We start from the raw sequence: 18,975 nt of genomic DNA, 5'->3' as shown, positions 1-18,975 counted from the left end.
GAGATCATAAATGCAACAGATGGTGTTCAGTTGGGACAACGTAGTCGCGGGCAACGGCGTATCACTTTCAGTAACAGGCATGAGCATCGTGTTCCTGGCCTTGGTTTTTGTAAGTCTTTATATTGCGCTGCTTCCCAAGATAACTGCGGTCTTCAATAAAATCATTCCGCCCTCAGCCCATCACAGCGGGCCGGTGGCCAGTGCTCCTGCTCCTCAGGTCAAAACCGGACCTTCGGAAGCAGAAGTTGTGGCTGCTGCTGTGGCGTATCTGCATAAAAACAAGGGCTAGACGGACGTTATGGATATACTTCTGCACTTCTTAAGCACTACGGGCTTTGCAGAGATGACTCCCGGCAACTTCATTATGATTGTCATCGGAGCCATATTCATTGCCCTTGCTATTATTAAGGACTACGAGCCGCTGCTGCTCCTGCCCATCGGGTTTGGTGCTATCGTCGGTAACATCCCGTCTATTGCCGGGATGCCGCTGAGCGTTTATGATGAAGGCAGTGTGCTTTACTATATCTACTTCGGGGTCAGTAAAGGGATCTTCCCTCCGCTGATCTTCCTAGGCATCGGAGCCATGACCGACTTTTCGTGCATGCTCTCAAACCCGAAATTGATACTGCTCGGCGCAGCAGCCCAGATGGGTATTTTTGCAACCCTAATCGGCGCCCTCTATATGGGTTTTACTCCCAGTGAGGCCGCAGCCATCGGTATTATCGGCGGGGCGGACGGTCCTACGGCCATTTTCCTTTCCTCAAAGTTGGCGCCGCATCTTCTAGGGGCAATCGCCATTGCTGCATATTCGTACATGGCACTGGTCCCGGTTATCCAGCCTCCCATTATGAAGCTGATGACATCCAAGAAAGAGCGCCTTATTCGTATGACTGCACCGCGTGAAGTTTCTACCCGTGAAAAAATCCTTTTCCCGGTGGGTGGCTTCATCATCACTGCACTTATCGCTCCGGGCTCTTTGGCTCTGGTAGGTATGCTCTTCTTTGGTAACCTGCTTAAAGAATCCGGTGTTACCGAGCGTCTGGCCGAGACTGCGCGTACCGCGCTTATCGACTCAGTCACTATTCTGCTCGGTTTCTCCGTGGGCGCATCCACTCAGGCTCAGACTTTTCTGACTCCTGACAGTATGCTTATTTTCGGTCTTGGTGCTGCTTCATTCTGTGTCGCTACTGCCAGTGGTTTGGCTTTTGCAAAGTTCATGAACTTGTTCCTCAAGGACAAGATCAACCCGCTGGTTGGTGCCGCTGGTGTATCAGCTGTTCCTGACTCGGCACGAGTCGTTCAGATGGTCGCTCGTGATGAAGATCCCCATAACTTCCTGCTCATGCACGCCATGGCTCCCAACGTAGCCGGTGTACTCGGTTCCGCCGTTGCAGCAGGTGTTCTCTGGTCCGTACTGGCACTCTAGGAGAAATCAGTATGAATACGCTTTCCAAACAGACCGTGATGACCAAACGCAAGCGTAAGCCTGCGGTGGCGGCTAACGGAAAACCGGAAAGCAAGCTGGAGACAGCAGGTCGAAACTGATCTAGCATAAGGCGCATTCCCTACAGGGAATGCGCCTTTTCATTTATGATACCCCGGCAGGGGGAAGTGTGAACATTATTGGTCTAATTGTGTAAAAATTTGCGAAGCCGAACAGGGAAGCTGTTCATTAGGGAAAACTTATTAATTTTAAGTAAATGAACAGTGGCATTTTATCGCAAATGGCGTTAATGGCGACTTCCAGAAGTCGTGACGACTTACATTTTCTTTGGAGGAAAAAACAGTGGCTAGTCAGTCAACCTATGAGTTTTACAAAGATGACCTTTCCAAGATTCCGCCTCTCCGGGCGATTGCGGAAACTCTGCTTGCAGATAAACGGGTAAGAAGAGTTAATGCGGCAGAAGCCTATGAACTTGCCCGTAAGCAATGGGATGTTATGGAAACAGATCATCCTATTTATCCCGAAGCAGCAAAAAGACTCGGTCTGCCCGAGGGAGCAAAACTGCTTAACCATTGCCACGGAAAGATTGTAGGCCGTACTGCCTTGGCCCGCCGTTTTTACAATCGCCTGAACGGTCCAGACCAGCGCAAGGTTCTCGGAGATTTAAGGGAAGCGATCTCTGATATGCAGGAGCGTCCGCTAATCAAGGCTGAGGCCATTGTAGGTCTGGATCAGGACCTGATGATCAAAGCTACTATTCTCGGCGGCGAAGATGATGCTGCCAATATTTTTAACTGGCTGGTCAATTTCACCCCCTTTGATGAACTTGCAGAAGAGTACGTAAAGAGCGCGAAACTGCCCATTCAGGATATCATTATTATCGGTGATAATCTCTGGCGTAACGATGATCCTTTCTACCACAATCAGGGTAACCCTCAGTTGGCTCTTGTGGATGAAGAGTGCAACGTTATCTACAATTTCGGTATGCGCTATTTTGGTGAACGTAAGAAGGGAACTCTTACTCTCGCTTGGACATCCGGTATCCGCGTAGGCATGGCCGCCTGTCATGGTGGGATCAAGGAAATTGATTTCGACAACTGCCCTGACGCCGAAATCAAAAAGCTGGGCAAAAAGTCCATCGCTTTCTTCGGTCTGTCCGGTACAGGGAAATCCTCCCACACCAACTCCCACGACAATGGCGGAACTCTTCCTGAAGGATTTGCCAAAAGAGTACTGCACGATGACGCTTTCCAGATCGACATTGAAAACCGTGTCTGCCGTGCTTGGGAACCGACTCTTTTTGATAAGACTGATTCCCGTCCACTGGGTAACCCGGACTGGAAATACATGATTTCCGTAATGAACCATGCCATGTTGGAAATCGACGGCAAGGTCATGCCTCTCGGGCAGGACATCCGTAACCCCAACGGACGTGCACTTATCGACCGTGATGTAATCGGTGAGCACGTCAACCGTTGCACATTTCCGGATTCCCTGTGCTGGCTCATGAAAGATACCTGTTTGCCTCCGATCATCCGCTTCACCGACACCTATCTTGCCGTTGCAATGGGTGCCGCGCTGATGACCAAGCGTAACCTTGCTGAAAACGTTTCTGAGGAAGAACTCAAGAAACTGGTTTTCATCCCTTATGCAAACCCCTTCCGTGTTTACGAACTCTGGAAGGATGTTGAAGCATTCGCCCACGTCTTTGATAGCGGAGCACACGGTTACAGCTTTAACTCCGTCGGTTTCTGGCGGTCATCCGATGCAGACCTTAATCCCATCCCACTGCAGACTTCTTTGACCCTGCAGACTATGATTCTGACTGACAAGCTGGAATGGGAAGACTGGGAATTGCTGCCCGGAGCACAGATTCCCAAGCGTAACTGCATGGAAAGAATCCTGCCCGGCTTCTACGATACCTACAATCCTGCAAACGTAGAAAATCGCGCCGAGTACTTCCAGACCCTCAAGGACCGTTTTGCACAGCGCAGGCATTTTCTTGAGCAGACTGACGACCTCAACTGCAAGCCTGACCTGCTTGCCAAGCTCACTAAAGCCTTGCACATTAAAGGCTGGTTTTAGTCTTAAAAGCTGAAGATAATCAAAACGCCCCGCAAACTTATGTCTGCGGGGCGTTTTCGGTTAATGGGCGTAAAATTAACAGTTGGGTACGGATACAGCCAGTCCGCCAAGGGAAGTTTCTTTATATTTTGAATTCATATCTTTGCCTGTCTCAGCCATGGCCTTTACAACTTCGTCAAAACTGACTTTGTGGAACTCTTCCTTTTCCACCGAGGCAATTAGGTACGCGTTGTATGCCCGGACAACTCCCATGGCATTGCGTTCAATGCACGGTATCTGCACATATCCTCCCACGGGATCACAGGTGAGTCCAAGGTGGTGTTCCAGAGCTGATTCAGCTGCATTCTCAGTGCGCCAGAAACGGTGTCCTTTAGCGTATGCAATTAAACCGGCAGCCATCGCAGATGCGACTCCGACTTCTCCCTGACAGCCAACTTCCGCTCCGGCGATACTTGCATTGTGCTTGGCAATAAAACCAAGGGCAGCGGCAACAAGCATTCCCTCTCGTACTTTGTCACGGCTTATGCCGAGATCCTCTTCAAGGGCATAGACTGCAGCAGGAATGACCCCTGCGGACCCGGAGGTCGGAGCTGTAACCACTATATGTCCGGCAGCATTCTCTTCGGAAGCGGCAAAACCGTATGCATTGAGACGGAGTAGAAAGCTGTCGGTGCTGTTAGGCTGATTGCTGTTCTCAAGAAGGCGTTTGGCCTTGCGGTGCAAGCCTATCGGTCCAGGCAGTAATCCTTCTGCAGCAAGCCCGTTGCGTACTGCCTGCTTCATGGCATCCAGAATAGCATCCAGTTTTTCGTGTATCTCTTCTTCGGAAATCCCACTGATAGCAGTTTCATTAGCAAGGATTGCCTGATGCATACGCAACCCTTCTTCTGTGAGAATGGCTTTAAGATCATCCATGTTTGAATATTGATGAGGCGGGATACGTTGTATTTCAGCTTGCTGGCCTTTCCATTTAATGAAACCGCCGCCGATGGAGTAATATTCCTGTTCAAATAGAATTTCATCACTTTTGCTAAGTCGCAGGAGCAGGGTGTTTGCGTAGGGGAAATCATTTTCAACTTCTGCAAAGACAACGTCTTTAATGCTCAATCCTAAAGATACCTGACCGCTTTTAAATTGGCGGGCAGTTCCGTCGGCCAAGGAATCAAGAAAATCACATTCTACATTATCCGGCTTGAAACCCAGCAGACCTGCAACAACGGCTCGGTCTGTGCCGTGTCCTTCACCGGTGGCACTGAGGCTGCCATAGAGCCTTATTTCAATGTTGTCTGGCTGGACGTCAAAGGAAAGGTCTGCCACGGCTTGATGAAAAATATATCCGGCTTTCATGGGGCCGATGGTATGGGAGCTGGAAGGACCGGGGCCGATTTTGAAAAGTTCGAAAACAGATGTGGTAATGGCGGTCATAACTCCTCCTTGACCGTGGTAATTGTTTATGAAAATTATCAGTAGCACATTGCGTGGAACCTAACAATGAAGATCCGTTTTTCGGAGGTTAAAAGATATGTATATCGTAAGCGGTTGTCTGGCAGGACTTTGCTGCCGTTATGACGGTAAGGACAATGCTGATGAAAGGGTTATGAAGCTGGTGTCTGAAGGCAAGGCCATCCCGGTGTGCCCGGAACAATTGGGGGGACTGACAACTCCCCGTCCTCCATGTGAGATAGTGGAAGGACAAGTGCTCAGTGATAAGGGTGATGATGTTACGGAAAATTTCAGGCGCGGAGCAGATGAGGCTCTCAAGCTGGCAAAGCTTGCGGGCAGCAAAAAAGCCATTCTCAAAGCACGCTCCCCATCCTGCGGCATAGGAAGGATTTATGACGGAACCTTCAAGGGAAATCTGATTGATGGCGACGGATTATTTGCCGCCATGCTTAGAAAAGAAGGCTTTGAGCTGGAAACAGAATAAAAAACATCCCGGGAATCCAAAAAAGATTCCCGGGATATTTTTTTGCTAAAGCAAGATTTGGATTACTTGTCAGCTTAATGAGTAATCCTATCTTCTTTAATAAGTTGCTGGGCTACGTTGAGGTCGTAAAGTGCCAGCGGGTTACGGTCTGAACCGCGCTTTTTGTATTCTTCAGCTGCTTCCATGATTACGTCATAGGGCAACCATTCGTGCTGGTCCCAGATGGTGGGATTGTCATTGGACCAGAGTCTGAACTCGATTGATCCTTCATTTTCGCGCACGTACATTTTGGTGTCACGGGTCTGCAGGGACGGGTAGTAATAAAGTCCGCGTTGATCTTTCATTGTATGATCCTTAGAGTTTGCGCAGTGAAAAAGATTTTCCGTTGGGTGTAGCTATGATACCGTACCCTTTAATGAGAACAGTTATGGGTCTTCCGAAGAAGAAATCCATAGATTCTTTGGGAAGTCCTGCTTTTTCCATAACAAGCTCACGCACAGAACTGTCGAAAATCAGCATTTCGCGCAGGTCTGCCTGAATATTTGCGCTCTCATCCCAGTTTTCAACAGCCGCCGCAGCGAGCTCTGACATCTTTATGGGGTCGCATTTCCTGTCATGCTCTTCAATGAGTTCAAGAACAGGATGTCCTGCAGGAAGAACGTCCTTTCTGGAAACACGGTCTTTGTTGTATATTTCGGTCAGAGGGTCCGGGTCTCCGCAAAAAAGAGTCTGGCATTCAAGAGGGCGGTTCTTATAAATTCGACAGACATTTGATGACTGGGCAAGAAATTTACAGATCCATTCGCCGCCGGATCCTTTAATCTTGAGAATTTCTTCATCCAAAGGAATTACTGCTCCAACGGGCTGGTCATAAGCAAGTTCTCCCTTGCGAAGGGTAACAATATCAGTAAGATCGATGCCGTCTACTTCTCTGAGCAGGGGCAGGTCCTGAGTGTGTAGTGCCGGGCCGCCTTTGCGGCAGCAGGTACCGCATTGTTTGCATTCATTCATATTTTAAGAATCACTTTTTCAAGTTTATGTTGCTGGTTATCAAAATTTTTTGTAGGAAATATTGCTACTGACGCACCATGTGTTCGGGATGAGTAAATACGCTGAATCCGGCTTGCTTGGCAAGTCCGAGTTTCTCAATTGTGATAATTTGAATCATGTATTGACAACGTGCGTGTTCGGCGTGTTAGTGAATTATTCAGCACTATAGGTTGTGTTTTTTTTCACTTAAGGGTATCTTTCCCTCCCCTTACATCGTTACGATGAGGGGTCTCACTAAGAGAGGAAAGCAACCGGGCAAAAGCCGGTTTATCCGGCTGACGTACCGGATGCCTAATTTGTATTGGTAGGTATATCTTATTAAACTTTATGGAGGTTTAAGGGAATGGCGAAACACAAAACTCCCTTGTTGGACGAGCTTGAAAGCGGGCCATGGCCTAGCTTCGTGTCCGACGTTAAACAAGAAGCCGAAGTTAGAGCAAAAAACGAGAAGGGCGTGGAATATCAGATTCCCGTCGAAGTTTGTGATGACCTTCTCGGTATTCTCGAGCTGTCTTACAACGATGGTGAAACTCACTGGAAACACGGCGGTATCGTTGGCGTTTTCGGTTACGGCGGCGGCGTTATCGGTCGTTACTGTGACCAGCCCGAAATGTTCCCCGGCGTAGCACACTTTCATACCGTTCGTGTTGCTCAGCCCACCGCTAAATACTACACCACCGAATTCCTGAACAAGATCGTCGACATTTGGGATATGCGTGGTTCCGGTCTGACCAACATGCACGGTTCTACCGGTGACATCGTTTTCCTTGGTACCACCACTCCTCAGCTCGAAGAAATTTTCTACGAACTGACTCATGATGTAAACGTTGACCTCGGTGGCTCCGGTTCCAACCTGCGTACCCCCGCAGCTTGTCTCGGTATGTCCCGTTGTGAGTACGCTTGTTACGACGCACAGGCTCTCTGCTACGACATGACCATGGAATTCCAGGACGAACTTCACCGTCCCGCTTTCCCTTACAAGTTCAAATTCAAATTTGATGCTTGCCCCAACAGCTGCGTATGTGCTCTCGCACGTTCCGACTTCTCTGTTGTAGGTATCTGGAAAGACGAAATCCGCATCGACCAGGAAGCTGTTGCAGCTTACGTTGGTGGTGAGTTCAAGCCTAACGCTGGCGCTCACTCCGGCCGTGACTGGGGTGCTTTCGACATTCAGAAAGAAGTTGTTGATCTCTGCCCCGGCAAGTGCATCAAGTACGCTGACGGCAAACTCGAAATCAACGATAAAGAATGTATGCACTGCATGCACTGCATCAACACCATGCCTCGCGCACTGATGATCGGTAACGATCGCGGCGCATCCATCCTCTGTGGTGCTAAGGCTCCGATCCTCGACGGTCCTCAGCTCAGCTCCCTCCTCGTACCTTTCATCAAGGTTGAAGAGCCTTTCGACGAAGTTAAGGAAGTAGTTGAAAACATTTGGGACTGGTGGATGGAAGAAGGTAAAAACCGTGAGCGTCTCGGTGAGACCATGCGTCGCATGGGCTTCCAGAAGCTTCTCGAAGTTACCGGAATCAAGGCTGATCCCAGACACGTTCAGGAACCGAGACATAACCCCTACATCTTCTGGAAAGCTGAAGATGTTGATGGTCCTTGGGAACGTGACGTTAACGAATACAGAAAAAGACACCAGAGATAATACGGGAGGACAGACATGGCGTTCGTTTCTTCTGGCTACAATCCAGACAAACCGATGGAAAACCGGATCTCGGACATTGGACCTCGTGACTTCAGAGAGTTCCTGCCCCCGGTTATCAAGAACAACTACGGCAAGTGGCTTTACCACGAAATCATTGAACCCGGCGTACTGGTACACGTTGCCGAATCCGGCGATGAAGTATACACCGTACGTTGCGGTACTGCTCGCCTCATGAGTATTACCCTGATTCGTGAAATGTGCGAAGTTGCTGACAAGCACTGCGACGGTTACCTCCGTTTCACCACCCGTAACAACGTTGAGTTCATGACCGACTCCAAGGACAAGATGATTGCCCTGAAAGAAGATCTGCTCAGCCGTAAGTTCGAAGGTGGTTCCTACAAGTTCCCCGTAGGTGGTACCGGTGCTGGTATCTCCAACATCGTTCACACTCAGGGTTGGGTTCACTGCCACACCCCCGCTACCGATGCTTCCGGTACTGTTAAAGTCATCATGGATGACCTCTTTGATGAGTTCACCGGCCACAACATGCCCGCACCCGTGCGTATCGCTGTTGCTTGCTGTCTGAACATGTGTGGTGCTTGCCACTGCTCCGACATCGCTGTTGTCGGTGTTCACCGTAAGCCCCCCATCATTGACCACGAATACCTCGACAACCTCTGCGAAATTCCTCTGGCAGTAGCTGCTTGTCCTACCGGTGCTGTTCGTCCTTCCAAGGCCGAAATCGACGGTAAACAGTACAAGACTGTTGCTATTAAGGAAGAGCGCTGCATGTACTGCGGTAACTGCTACACCATGTGCCCCTCCCTGCCCCTCTCCGATAAGGAAGGTGACGGTATCGCACTGATGGTTGGTGGTAAGGTTTCTAACCGTATCTCCATGCCTAAGTTCTCCAAAGTTGTTGTTGCATTTATTCCTAACGAACCTCCCCGTTGGCCCACTCTTACCAAGACTATCCGCACAATCGTGGAAGTCTACAAAGCTGAAGCCAACAAGTACGAACGTCTGGGTGACTGGGCAGAGCGTATTGGCTGGGAACGTTTCTTCGAAAAGACTGGTATCGAGTTTACTCCCCACCTTATCGATGACTTCCGTGACCCCGCTTACTACACCTGGCGTCAGTCCACTCAGTTCAAGTTCTAATTAGAATTGAGAAATATGGGGTGCGGCATTTTGTCGCACCCCTTTAAAAAAGAAAGGGGCTTATTATGCCGATCGATATGGATTCCGCAAAAGCTGAAATCCTGAAGTTTCTCGAAGAGAAAACAGGTGCAAAAAGCAAATTTTACTTCAATGACTTCACCAAACTTTTCCCAGATGAAAAAGGCCGTGAAGTTAAGAAAGTTCTGACCGCTCTTGTTAAAGAAGAGAAGGTTGAATACTGGTCCTCCGGTTCTACCACCATGTACGGTCTGACCGGCGCTGGTAAGCAGAGTGGTGCTGAACACGAAGATTAATTTTTCGTTCAGTTTGACTCTTAAATGCCTTGTCCTTCGGGATGAGGCATTTTTTTATGCTTCACCCCTTGTTTGCGTTGGAAGGAAGGGTAATTTCCCTTGTCTTTTTTACGCTGAAACACTACTGAATCCATTGTGCAGACGAGCATTATTTAGAATTTTTAAAGGCGTGAGCAGCGAAATGAATTTTCCACGTATTGTTTTGGCCGGACTCAGCGGCGGCACAGGTAAAACCATTGTTACTTTGGGGTTGTGTCGTGCCTTTCGCAATCAAGGTCGCGTGGTTAAGCCATTTAAAAAAGGACCCGATTATATTGACGCTCGCTGGCTGGGACTTGCTTCCGGTCAATATGCCACCAATCTTGATCCTTTTCTCATGTCCAACGATAAGCTCATTTCCCTTTTTCTGGAAAAAGGGCAGGAGGCTGATATTTCTATTGTGGAAGGAAATCGTGGCCTTTTTGACGGCAAAGATGTGGACGGCTCCTGCTCCACAGCCGAGCTGGCAAGGATTATCAAGGCGCCGGTTATTCTGACCATTGACTGCACTAAAATGACTCGAACTGTGGCGGCTATAGTAGCCGGATGCAAGGCTTTTGAAGACGGATTCAATTTAGCTGGCGTCATTCTTAATCGCACAGCAGGTGAACGCCACCGCAATATTCTTAAAAGTTCAATTGAAGCTTATACAGATATTCCGGTACTGGGCATGCTACCCAAGTTGAAGGAAAATCCCATTCCGGAACGGCACATGGGGCTTGTCTCCAATACCGAATACGATGCTGTCGATAAAGCTCTCGACACGCTCGGACAGATGGCAGAGGACTGCCTTGACCTTGATGCAATATGCAAAATCGCTGAAAATACCCCTGCAGAACTCAATTCAGAAGATTCTGCATGGTCCGGAATAGAGCTTTCCAGCGAGTCTAAGCCCGTGATCGGTGTTGTTCGTGATGAAGCCCTCTGGTTTTACTATGAAGAAAACCTTGAAGCATTGCGCCGGGCCGGAGCCGAGGTAAAAGAAGTTTCGATTTTCTCGCCTGAACCTTGGCCTGAAATCCACGGCCTGTACTTGGGCGGAGGTTTCCCGGAGACCCTTGCCTCAGAAATTTCCCAGAACATAGCCATACGTGAACATGTTAGAAGCCTGGCGGAATCGGGCCTGCCCATTTTTGCCGAGTGCGGCGGGTTCATGTATCTGGGCCGAGATGTTGAGTATGAAGGTCACAAATATGCCATGTCCGGTGTGCTTGACCTTTCCACCCGCCTTTGTCCCCGTCCGCAGGGCTTGGGTTATACTTCCGGTAAAATTGTCCACGACAATCCTTTCTTTCCTGTTGGAACCGAAGTTATCGGCCATGAGTTCCACTATTCCCTCTGCGTGGATAATAACGAAACCGCACCAAAGTACGCTCTTGATCTGTCTCGCGGTAAAGGTATGGCCGACGGTCATGATGGACTCATCCGCGAAAATATATATGCTGGATACAACCACATCCACGCTTTAAGTATGCCATACTGGGCCAATAATTTCGTAAAAGCTGCTGATAGATTCAGGAACAAGAACCTTACGGCATAAAAGCTCTGGCTATGCGGAAGATATCGTCGTAGCTGAGTTTAGCACGGATGCCGAGGCACATTTCTGAAGCCATTTCCATTTTGGTTTTGGAGTAGGCTAAAATCTGTTCAGATTGAACCTTGAGATTGGATTTGAGTATTCTGTGGTCAAAACCATCGATAACCTGAGTTATGCCGTTGGCGTAGAAAGGTGTTTTGATGTGCGGCACAAGCTGTTCAAGTTGCTGCTTCCCTTCTTTGCGGCTGAGTATAATGTGAAAAAGCATTTTGACCAATAAACGGTCAGGCTGTAGCTTGTGGTCAAACTCCAGAAGCAGGGTGGGATCTGATTGTTTATCCTGCAAACCGTCCACCAGCCCGTGGGCAAGGGTGAAAGCCTTTTTCTCGGCAATTACGGATACAGGATACTGCGAAGCCATACGCACGAAGCTGATGCGTGGATTTTCTTGAGAAGACATAGCCAACAGTGCTATTTGCATGGCATCCAGCTTGCGTGAGTATTCTCCCGCAAGTGTGGCTCTTTTGGCTTCAGCAAGGCGGCGCACTGTTGTCTCGTCGAGTTCAGAAAATGCAGTTTCCAACAAAAATTTGATGTAAGGCTCGCGGGTATAGCGTATCTCTTCCTCAAGTACTTTTCTGCTGCGTTTAACATCAATAAGTTTCTTGATGGAGAGCCAGTATGCGGCAAGGCCTTCTGCGGGCATTTCCAGAATATCAAAATCTTTTTGTTCTTCCATGGGATTTCCTTGTATTTCCTGTGCACAGATTGTAACTGAATTTGTTCGGGAAACATAGTCCGCCCGGGACAGTTTTTTGTTTAAGGATTTTTATAAGTAGGTAAAGAATATGATTGTATTGCCGGAATTTGATACCGTTGCTTTTAGAATAGGACCTCTCAAGGCCAATTGGTATGGCCTGATGTATATGATCGGTTTTGCCATAGCGTGGACTCTGGGACGTTACAGGGCCTCCAAAAAGACCAATAATTGGACAGCACAGCAGGTAGATGACCTGATTACATGGCTGGTGGTCGGTCTGGTAATAGGCGCGCGGCTGGGATACTGCCTGATTTACGAACCTGAATATTTTATGGCCCACCCCATGGATATTCTGGCGGTCTGGAAGGGCGGGATGTCTTTCCACGGCGGTGCTGCCGGTGTGGCCATTGTTGCATGGAGATTTGCAAAATCCACTAACAGGACAACTCTTGACGTGGGTGATTTCCTTGTACCGCTGGCTCCGCTGGGGCTGCTCTGCGGCCGTATGGGTAACTTCATAAACGGTGAACTCTGGGGCAGGGCTACTGATATGCCATGGGGAATGGTTTTTCCCAGTCAGCGTGCCGGAGATTTGCCAAGACATCCTTCGCAGCTTTATGAAGGAGCTCTTGAGGGTTTGCTTCTTTTCTTGATTCTCTGGATATGGTCTGCAAAACCCCGGGAAAGGGGAACGACCACAGGAATATTCTTAATGGGCTACGGATTTTTCAGAGCATTTGTGGAATTATTCCGCCAGCCTGATCCTCAGCTTGGCTTTATCGCCTTTGGCTGGCTGACCATGGGCCAATTGCTTTGTGTTCCCATGATTCTGGCCGGACTGGCTTTGTTTATCTGGGGGCTTAAGAAGGGGCCGATCCCTCCCGCTGCCGATCCCGTTTAGTTTAGCGTTATAGATCGTAATGACCAATATGCCTCCTGCTTGAATAGTGGGGGGCATTTTTTTAAAAAAAAGTTTGATGATATAAAATAATCGATTGTTTTTCGTTGCAGGGATTTGGGTTGATAATAGTAAATTTTATCATAATTACCTGCGTTTAAATCGATTCAGAAGTGTGTACCTACCTTGCAAAAGCAAAATTAAGACTTATCCTACCATTAGGGTCTAAATTTTACCTGCGGGGTGAGTCATGTCACCTGAAACGGTCACTCAAAATGCTATCGGCGTTATCCTCACTGCAAGCGGTGAGGTGTCGCTCAGGTCTTCTGAAGGCTTGAGATTGGCTGAGTCCGGCTCGTCGGTATTTAGAGGCGATGAGCTGATTACCGGAGCAGACGGGCAGGTTGAAGTCCGTTTTGCTGACGATACCCTCCTTTCACAGGGCGCACAGTCCTCCATATCCCTTGATGATTATGTCTACGATGAGGTGGACGAATCTTCTTCGGACCTCTTTTTTAAGATGGGTACCGGGACTTTTCGTATGGTTACCGGAAAAATTGCCGAATAGAATCCTGAGCGGTTCAAGATCGGTTCTCCTCTTGCCACCATAGGTATACGCGGAACCGTAACCGTTCACGAGATCGGTCCTGACGGTGAAAAGCACGGTGTGGAAGAAATTCATAGTGGCAGGGCTTTATTGGTCCAGAGTATTGATGGTTCCATCCGTCAAATTGCGTCTCCTCGTGCTTTGGTTGATATCGCAAGTTCTGGGTTGATGAGCAGTGTTCGTGTTATGACTGTGGCTGAATTCAACCAGTTTCAGTCCATTGCCCCCGCTGCAATCCAAGAAGAGCAGATAATTGAAGAACAGCGAGAGGAAGAACAGCAGGATCAGCAGGATCAGCAGGGAGGAGAAGAACAGAACGAAGAAGAAGGTGAATCATCCGAAGAGCAGGGAGATGCTGGCGAAGAGCAGGGCGAACAGCAGGTAGAAGGCGAACTCCCGGGTGAGGTTGCAGGCGAGATTGGAGAAGAAATGCCTGCCGCCGCAGAAATTGGTCCTGAACTTGGTGGCGAAGTTCTGGGCGGCGAAACAATGGTTCTTGGCGGAGAAGGTGTCTTGTCTGGTGGAGAAGGTGTGTTCGGCGGGCTGGAGCTTGTGGATGCTGCCATGCTGGCTGCTGCTGAAGAAATATTTGAAGCACTGGCTGAAGACGATCTTGATACTGCTGCGGAATTGATTGAAGAATTTGCCGTTGATACCACCGGGGATTCAACTGAAGAAATTCCCGCTGATACTGATGATGAAATAATTGATGAACTGGTTGCAGATGCTGATCCTACTACGGAACCTACGACCGATGAAACAACCGATGAAATTTCTGATGAACCGTCTGAAGAATTACCCAATGACACTCCCGAAGACAATATTGATTGGGGTGATGCCACTGAAAATGCTGATGTTTGGGTTGGAACAGAGAACACTGATTACTACGATGGTCTTGGCGGTGACGATACCATAGACGGAAAGGAAGGTAACGATACTCTTAAGGGCGGTGATGGCAATGATACTATTTATGGCTGTCTTGGTGATGACAGTATTGATGGCGGTTTCGGTAACGACCTGATTTACGGTGATGCTGGGCGTGATGTTATCGATGGTGGTGCTGATAATGATTACATACTTGCCCTTCAGGATGGTGATACCATCATAGGTTCAACAGGAATAGATACTGTTTCTTATCTGTACGTAAGTGGCCGCGGTGTTAACGCAAATCTGGCAACCGGAGTTGTTTCAGGCGGTACTTATGATGACACATTGAGTGGAATAGAAAATCTTGTCGGGTCTGGCTATGATGATGTCATCGTTGGTGATAGCGAAGCCAACACCCTCAGCGGTTTGTCCGGCAATGATTCCATTTCCGGCGGTTCCGGCGATGACCTGATCGTAGGTGGAGCAGGTGCTGATACTCTTGATGGCGGATCCGGACAGGATACCTTTCGTTTTACCGAGGCAGAAGGTCAGGCTGGCGAACAGCTGCAAAACTTCTCAAGTGCTGATGATACTATCGATTTCAGTTCTGAAATGTTTAGCCGGACTTCAGACTTTGTTATGATTAGCGGCCCTTACAGCGGAACTGATAATGCTATGGGCAGCGGTCCTGCCTTTGTTTACGATTCTGATGGCAAGCTTTGGTATGACTCCAACGGCGTGGCTTCCGGCGGGCATACGTTGATTACCACTGTGATTGATGCCCAGCTCAATGCATCGGATATTACTGTGGACGGCGAAGCCATAGACGGATCTGGGATGACTGTAACCGGAACCAGCGGCAGCGATACTCTGGTCGGTCTCGGCGGTAACGACTATCTGGACGGTGCAGCCGGTGCTGACTTTATCAGTGGCGGGCTTGGTGATGACACCCTGCTGGGTGGTGCTGACAATGATTCCATTACCGGTGGGAGCGGTAATGACTTGATCGAAGGTGGCGCAGGGGCAGATACCCTCGATGGCGGAGCCGGACAGGATATCTTCCGATATGTCGAAGCTGAAGGTCTGTCAGGCGAAGAATTGCAGAATTTTTCAAGTGCAGATGACACCCTTGACTTCAGCGGTGAGAACTTCAGCGAAACTGCTGTATTCGCGAATGTTGTGGCGAACGACTATACGGGTACTGATGCGACTATGGGCAACACTCCTGTATTTGTTTTCGATGCAGGCGGTAAGCTCTGGTATGATTCCAATGGAGTGGATGCAGGCGGACATACTTTGATTACGAAGGTCAGCGGTGATGCTGTTGTTGTCTCTGATCTTACTGTGGATGGAGCAGCTATTGAAGAAGCTATTCAGTGGGAAACTGGTTCACTGTCTGGCGATACTTGGGTCGGAACTTCCAAGACTGACTATTATAATGGTGTAGAAGGGGATGATTCCATCAGCGGTAAGCAGGGTGTTGATACTTTGTTCGGTGGGCTCGGTAACGATGTGATCGATGGTGGCAACGGCGCTGACAGTATTGACGGCGGCGGTGGTAACGATACCATTTACGGTGGTCAGAACGCAGACGTCATTAGTGGCGGTGCCGACGATGACCTGATTTATGGCGGTCAGAACGGTGATACCATGGATGGCGGCGACGGTAATGATACTGTGTCCTATGAAGGCGGCTCGGCTGTAGAGGTGGACCTTGCGGCAGGAACTGTGTCCGGAGGCTCCAATACTGATATCCTGATCAGCATTGAAAATATCATAGGTACTGATAACAACGATGTTCTGAACGGATGTGCCGCTTCCAACTCGCTGACCGGCGGTGACGGGGACGATACCATATACGGCTCAGGTGGTGCTGACTATCTTACCGGTGGAGCCGGAAATGATATGTTTGTTTACACAAGCACATCCGAAGGCGGAGATACTCTTTCTGATTTTGTCAGTGCAGATGATGGTTTCCACTTCTCATCAGAATTTAATTCAGACTTCACTTTCATCAACGTTACTCCCGGAGTAGGTGTTTCTTACGATGGTCAGACCGGTCCGGCAGACGGTTCCGCTTACTTTGTTTTTGATTCAGATAACGGTCAGCTTTGGTATGATCCTGATGGAAGTACTGCCAGCTCCGATCACGCACTTATCGCTACTGTTTTCGGTGATTCTGTAGTGGAAAGTGATATCTCCGTGGATAGTGGGATGCCTTGATTGCATTCGCGTCTGTAATTTAAGAATGTTGAGTTGTTTTGTTGGTTTTGATGAGGTTTGCTGTGTGGTTAAATTAATGTAATTGCAGCTGCTTGGTTTGTTATTATCTGTATTGTGTCGAGTGTGAGTGTTGCTGTTAATCTTCTAATTGCTGTGTTGATATGTGGTTTGTTGACTTGAAGGCTTAAAATAGATTATTATTTGTTAATGGTGGAGTACTCGTAAAAAGTAGAGGGAATTTATGCCTCCTGAAGCAAATCAAAATTCAATCGGTGTCGTTCTCGCAGCAAACGGCGATGTTTTCTTGCGTTCTGAAACCGGAATCCGTCAGGTTGAGGCTGGTGCCGAAGTTTTTCGGGGAGAAGAACTGGTAACCGGGTCGGGTAGCACAGCGGAAATTCGTTTTGTGGACGATACCCTGCTTTCTCAGGGTGCTGATTCGGCAATATCCCTTGATGATTATGTTTTTGATGATTCCGCATCTGAAGCTGAACTACTTTTCAAAATGAGTCAGGGAACCTTCCGTTTGGTGACAGGTAAGATTGCCGAGCAGAATCCTGACCGCTTCCAAGTCGGTACTCCTCTTGCGACCATTGGTATCCGCGGTACCACCATTGTCAGTGAAATCAGTCCCGGCGGCGGGCAGAAGATCGGTGTTGAAGAAATTCATGCCGGTAAGGCTCTGCTAGTCCAATCTATAAGCGGCGAAATAAGAATGATTGCCAACCCCCGCGAGCTGGTTGATATCGCCATGTCCGGACAACTTAGTTCTGTGCGTCCCATGACTGCCCGGGAGTTTGATTCATTCCGTGATATAGCGCCCTCGGCTATCCGGCAGGAGCAGGAAATCCAGCAGCAGCGTCAGGAAGAAGAGCAGCAGGATGACCAGCAGGACGATCCACAGGATCAGGGACAGGATGAACAGGGTCAGGATGCTCAGGGTGAAGGAGATCAGCAAGGCGAAGCTGAAGGCGGCGAAACCGGAGGTCCGGCAATTCCCGGTCAGGGTGTGCTTGATCCGGGTATCGGTGTTATTGATCCTGCTGGGGGGCTTGCAGCTACGCAAACAAATCTTCAACAGGCAATTGAGATTGGAGCCATTGTTGGTTCAGATGTTCCTATTGCTGTGATTGAAGGTGAAATTCAACAGATTACTGGACAGATTTTCGGTGCTTTAGGCGGTGGTGATGTTGCAACCGCACAGCAACTATTACAAAATCTGCAAACAGTGACTGATGATCTTATTGATGAATTGATAGAGAACCTCCCTGAAGGAGAAGAAGGTCAAACAGTAACCACTGGTGATGGTACCAATTTTATTTATGGTACAAGCGGTGATGATACATGGGAAGGAACCAGCGGGGTTGATTATTACAATGGTCTCGGTGGTAACGATATTATCAGTGGTATGGAAGGTAATGATGTTCTCTACGGCGATACCGGTAATGATACAATCTATGGTAACTGTGATAATGACATGATTTATGGTGGTGCCGGAGATGATACTATTTCCGGTGGTGCCGGCTCAGATACCATCGCAGGCGGTGACGGAATCGACATACTTTCATTTGAGGATAGTCTTGTCGGAGTCGATGCATATATCAGCGGTGGAACAGCAATTAGTGACGGTGAAGTGGATTATTTCACAGGTATTGAAGCTCTGAAAGGATCCAGCTATGACGATATCCTTTCTGGTAGCATGACAGCTCCTACTACTTTTTACGGCAGCAGTGGTAGTGATGAAATGAGTGGATTTTCCGGTCAGGAAAACTGGGTCTCTTACTTTGAAGCCAGTAATAGCGTTAATATTAACCTTGCTTCGGGTAGTGTAACCAAAATTGGGACATCTGATACTGATACACTCCATGAGATTAGTCATGCAATAGGATCGTCCAACAACGATACCATTACCGGATGTACGGGTAGCAATACTCTGATGGGAGGACAAGGCGATGACACCCTGACAGGTGGATTCGGTTCAGACCACTTGTATGGCGGTGCCGGTAATGATGTTTTTAACTATACGACTGCTGTTTCCGGTGAAGGTGGAGATACTGTTTACGGTTTTGAAAGCGGTGTCGATAAGTTCTATTTTTCCGGTAATGGAGGATTTAACTCAACTTGGACTTTTGCCTCTGTTAGCAGTTATAATGGTTCAATAGGAACTGGGGCCGGAGCACAGTTTATTTATGACACCACAGACCATAAATTATATTACGATGCCGATGGAAGTGGATCCTCAAGCTCCGGTGTGCTGATCGCAACTCTTGATGCAGACAGCGACGCAATCTCTGCCGTTGATAGCTCTACTCCTGGTGGTGATATCGCTGTTTACGTTTAAATTAGTTATTAGGAAGCCGTCTGAAACAGTAAGTTTCAGGCGGCTTTTCTTTTGTCTTCAATCCA

16 protein-coding genes are annotated in these 18,975 nt (G+C 48.5%); 12 read left to right on the top strand and 4 right to left on the bottom strand.

Annotation, left to right across the window (positions count from 1 at the left end; all coding sequences use genetic code 11):
- The first annotated feature begins 10 nt into the window (after positions 1-10).
- From ACKU40_RS11890 to ACKU40_RS11880, 3 genes are all read left to right on the top strand, one after another.
- Positions 11-289, top strand: a complete 279-nt coding sequence (locus ACKU40_RS11890) for an OadG family protein (RefSeq protein WP_320173013.1) — start codon at positions 11-13, stop codon at positions 287-289.
- Between the two features lie 9 nt (positions 290-298).
- Positions 299-1,426 (top strand): sodium ion-translocating decarboxylase subunit beta, encoded by a 1,128-nt coding sequence (locus tag ACKU40_RS11885; RefSeq protein WP_320173012.1) that lies wholly within the window; start codon positions 299-301, stop codon positions 1,424-1,426.
- 360 nt (positions 1,427-1,786) lie between these two features.
- On the top strand, positions 1,787-3,529 hold the full coding sequence (locus ACKU40_RS11880) for a phosphoenolpyruvate carboxykinase (ATP) (protein WP_320173011.1): 1,743 nt from the start codon (positions 1,787-1,789) through the stop codon (positions 3,527-3,529).
- A gap of 75 nt (positions 3,530-3,604) precedes the next feature.
- Here ACKU40_RS11880 and ACKU40_RS11875 read toward each other — a convergent pair whose 3' ends face one another.
- On the bottom strand, positions 3,605-4,954 hold the full coding sequence (locus ACKU40_RS11875) for an L-serine ammonia-lyase (protein WP_320173010.1): 1,350 nt from the start codon (positions 4,952-4,954) through the stop codon (positions 3,605-3,607).
- A 97-nt stretch (positions 4,955-5,051) separates the two neighbouring features.
- Between ACKU40_RS11875 and ACKU40_RS11870 the strand changes: the two genes are divergently transcribed.
- Positions 5,052-5,456 carry a DUF523 domain-containing protein gene (locus tag ACKU40_RS11870; RefSeq protein WP_320173009.1) on the top strand — a complete coding sequence of 135 codons (405 nt, stop codon included), beginning with the start codon at positions 5,052-5,054 and terminating at the stop codon, positions 5,454-5,456.
- A gap of 74 nt (positions 5,457-5,530) precedes the next feature.
- Here ACKU40_RS11870 and ACKU40_RS11865 read toward each other — a convergent pair whose 3' ends face one another.
- Together ACKU40_RS11865 and ACKU40_RS11860 are read right to left on the bottom strand one after the other, a co-directional pair.
- Positions 5,531-5,800: a hypothetical protein gene (locus tag ACKU40_RS11865; RefSeq protein WP_320173008.1), complete on the bottom strand. Its 270-nt coding sequence runs from the start codon at positions 5,798-5,800 to the stop codon at positions 5,531-5,533.
- A 10-nt stretch (positions 5,801-5,810) separates the two neighbouring features.
- Complete coding sequence (locus ACKU40_RS11860) at positions 5,811-6,467, bottom strand: YkgJ family cysteine cluster protein (protein WP_320173007.1); 657 nt, start codon at positions 6,465-6,467, stop codon at positions 5,811-5,813.
- 382 nt (positions 6,468-6,849) lie between these two features.
- Between ACKU40_RS11860 and dsrA the strand changes: the two genes are divergently transcribed.
- The 4 genes from dsrA (at position 6,850) to ACKU40_RS11840 (ending at position 11,217) form a co-directional block, all read left to right on the top strand.
- The gene (gene dsrA, locus ACKU40_RS11855) at positions 6,850-8,163 is read left to right on the top strand and encodes a dissimilatory-type sulfite reductase subunit alpha (protein ID WP_320173006.1); all 1,314 of its coding nucleotides are present in this window, start codon (positions 6,850-6,852) and stop codon (positions 8,161-8,163) included.
- A 15-nt stretch (positions 8,164-8,178) separates the two neighbouring features.
- Positions 8,179-9,324 carry a dissimilatory-type sulfite reductase subunit beta gene (gene dsrB / locus ACKU40_RS11850; RefSeq protein ID WP_320173005.1) on the top strand — a complete coding sequence of 382 codons (1,146 nt, stop codon included), beginning with the start codon at positions 8,179-8,181 and terminating at the stop codon, positions 9,322-9,324.
- Positions 9,325-9,389: 65 nt separating this feature from the next.
- A complete protein-coding gene (locus ACKU40_RS11845) occupies positions 9,390-9,638 on the top strand; it encodes a dissimilatory sulfite reductase D family protein (protein WP_407944288.1) in 249 nt (82 codons plus the stop codon).
- 181 nt (positions 9,639-9,819) lie between these two features.
- Positions 9,820-11,217 (top strand): cobyrinate a,c-diamide synthase, encoded by a 1,398-nt coding sequence (locus ACKU40_RS11840; protein WP_320173004.1) that lies wholly within the window; start codon positions 9,820-9,822, stop codon positions 11,215-11,217.
- On the opposite strand, the gene ACKU40_RS11835 is transcribed toward ACKU40_RS11840, so the two are convergent.
- A complete protein-coding gene (locus ACKU40_RS11835) occupies positions 11,207-11,953 on the bottom strand; it encodes a hypothetical protein (RefSeq protein ID WP_320173003.1) in 747 nt (248 codons plus the stop codon). The two genes, ACKU40_RS11840 and ACKU40_RS11835, sit on opposite strands and share 11 nt — an antisense overlap.
- Positions 11,954-12,062: 109 nt before the next feature.
- Here ACKU40_RS11835 and lgt point away from each other — a divergent pair, with 109 nt between their 5' ends.
- The 4 genes from lgt (at position 12,063) to ACKU40_RS11815 (ending at position 18,910) form a co-directional block, all read left to right on the top strand.
- Positions 12,063-12,875: a prolipoprotein diacylglyceryl transferase gene (lgt, locus tag ACKU40_RS11830; protein WP_320173002.1), complete on the top strand. Its 813-nt coding sequence runs from the start codon at positions 12,063-12,065 to the stop codon at positions 12,873-12,875.
- A gap of 247 nt (positions 12,876-13,122) precedes the next feature.
- Entirely contained in the window at positions 13,123-13,440 is a 318-nt protein-coding gene (locus ACKU40_RS11825) for a hypothetical protein (protein ID WP_320173001.1), read from the top strand.
- 99 nt (positions 13,441-13,539) lie between these two features.
- Positions 13,540-16,569 carry a hypothetical protein gene (locus ACKU40_RS11820; RefSeq protein ID WP_320173000.1) on the top strand — a complete coding sequence of 1,010 codons (3,030 nt, stop codon included), beginning with the start codon at positions 13,540-13,542 and terminating at the stop codon, positions 16,567-16,569.
- A 241-nt stretch (positions 16,570-16,810) separates the two neighbouring features.
- Positions 16,811-18,910: a FecR domain-containing protein gene (locus tag ACKU40_RS11815; protein ID WP_320172999.1), complete on the top strand. Its 2,100-nt coding sequence runs from the start codon at positions 16,811-16,813 to the stop codon at positions 18,908-18,910.
- Positions 18,911-18,975: the final 65 nt, after the last annotated feature.

It is taken from the genome of Maridesulfovibrio sp., from assembly GCF_963666665.1.
Taxonomy (GTDB): domain Bacteria; phylum Desulfobacterota; class Desulfovibrionia; order Desulfovibrionales; family Desulfovibrionaceae; genus Maridesulfovibrio.
This window is presented reverse-complemented; position numbering and strand designations above follow the sequence as displayed.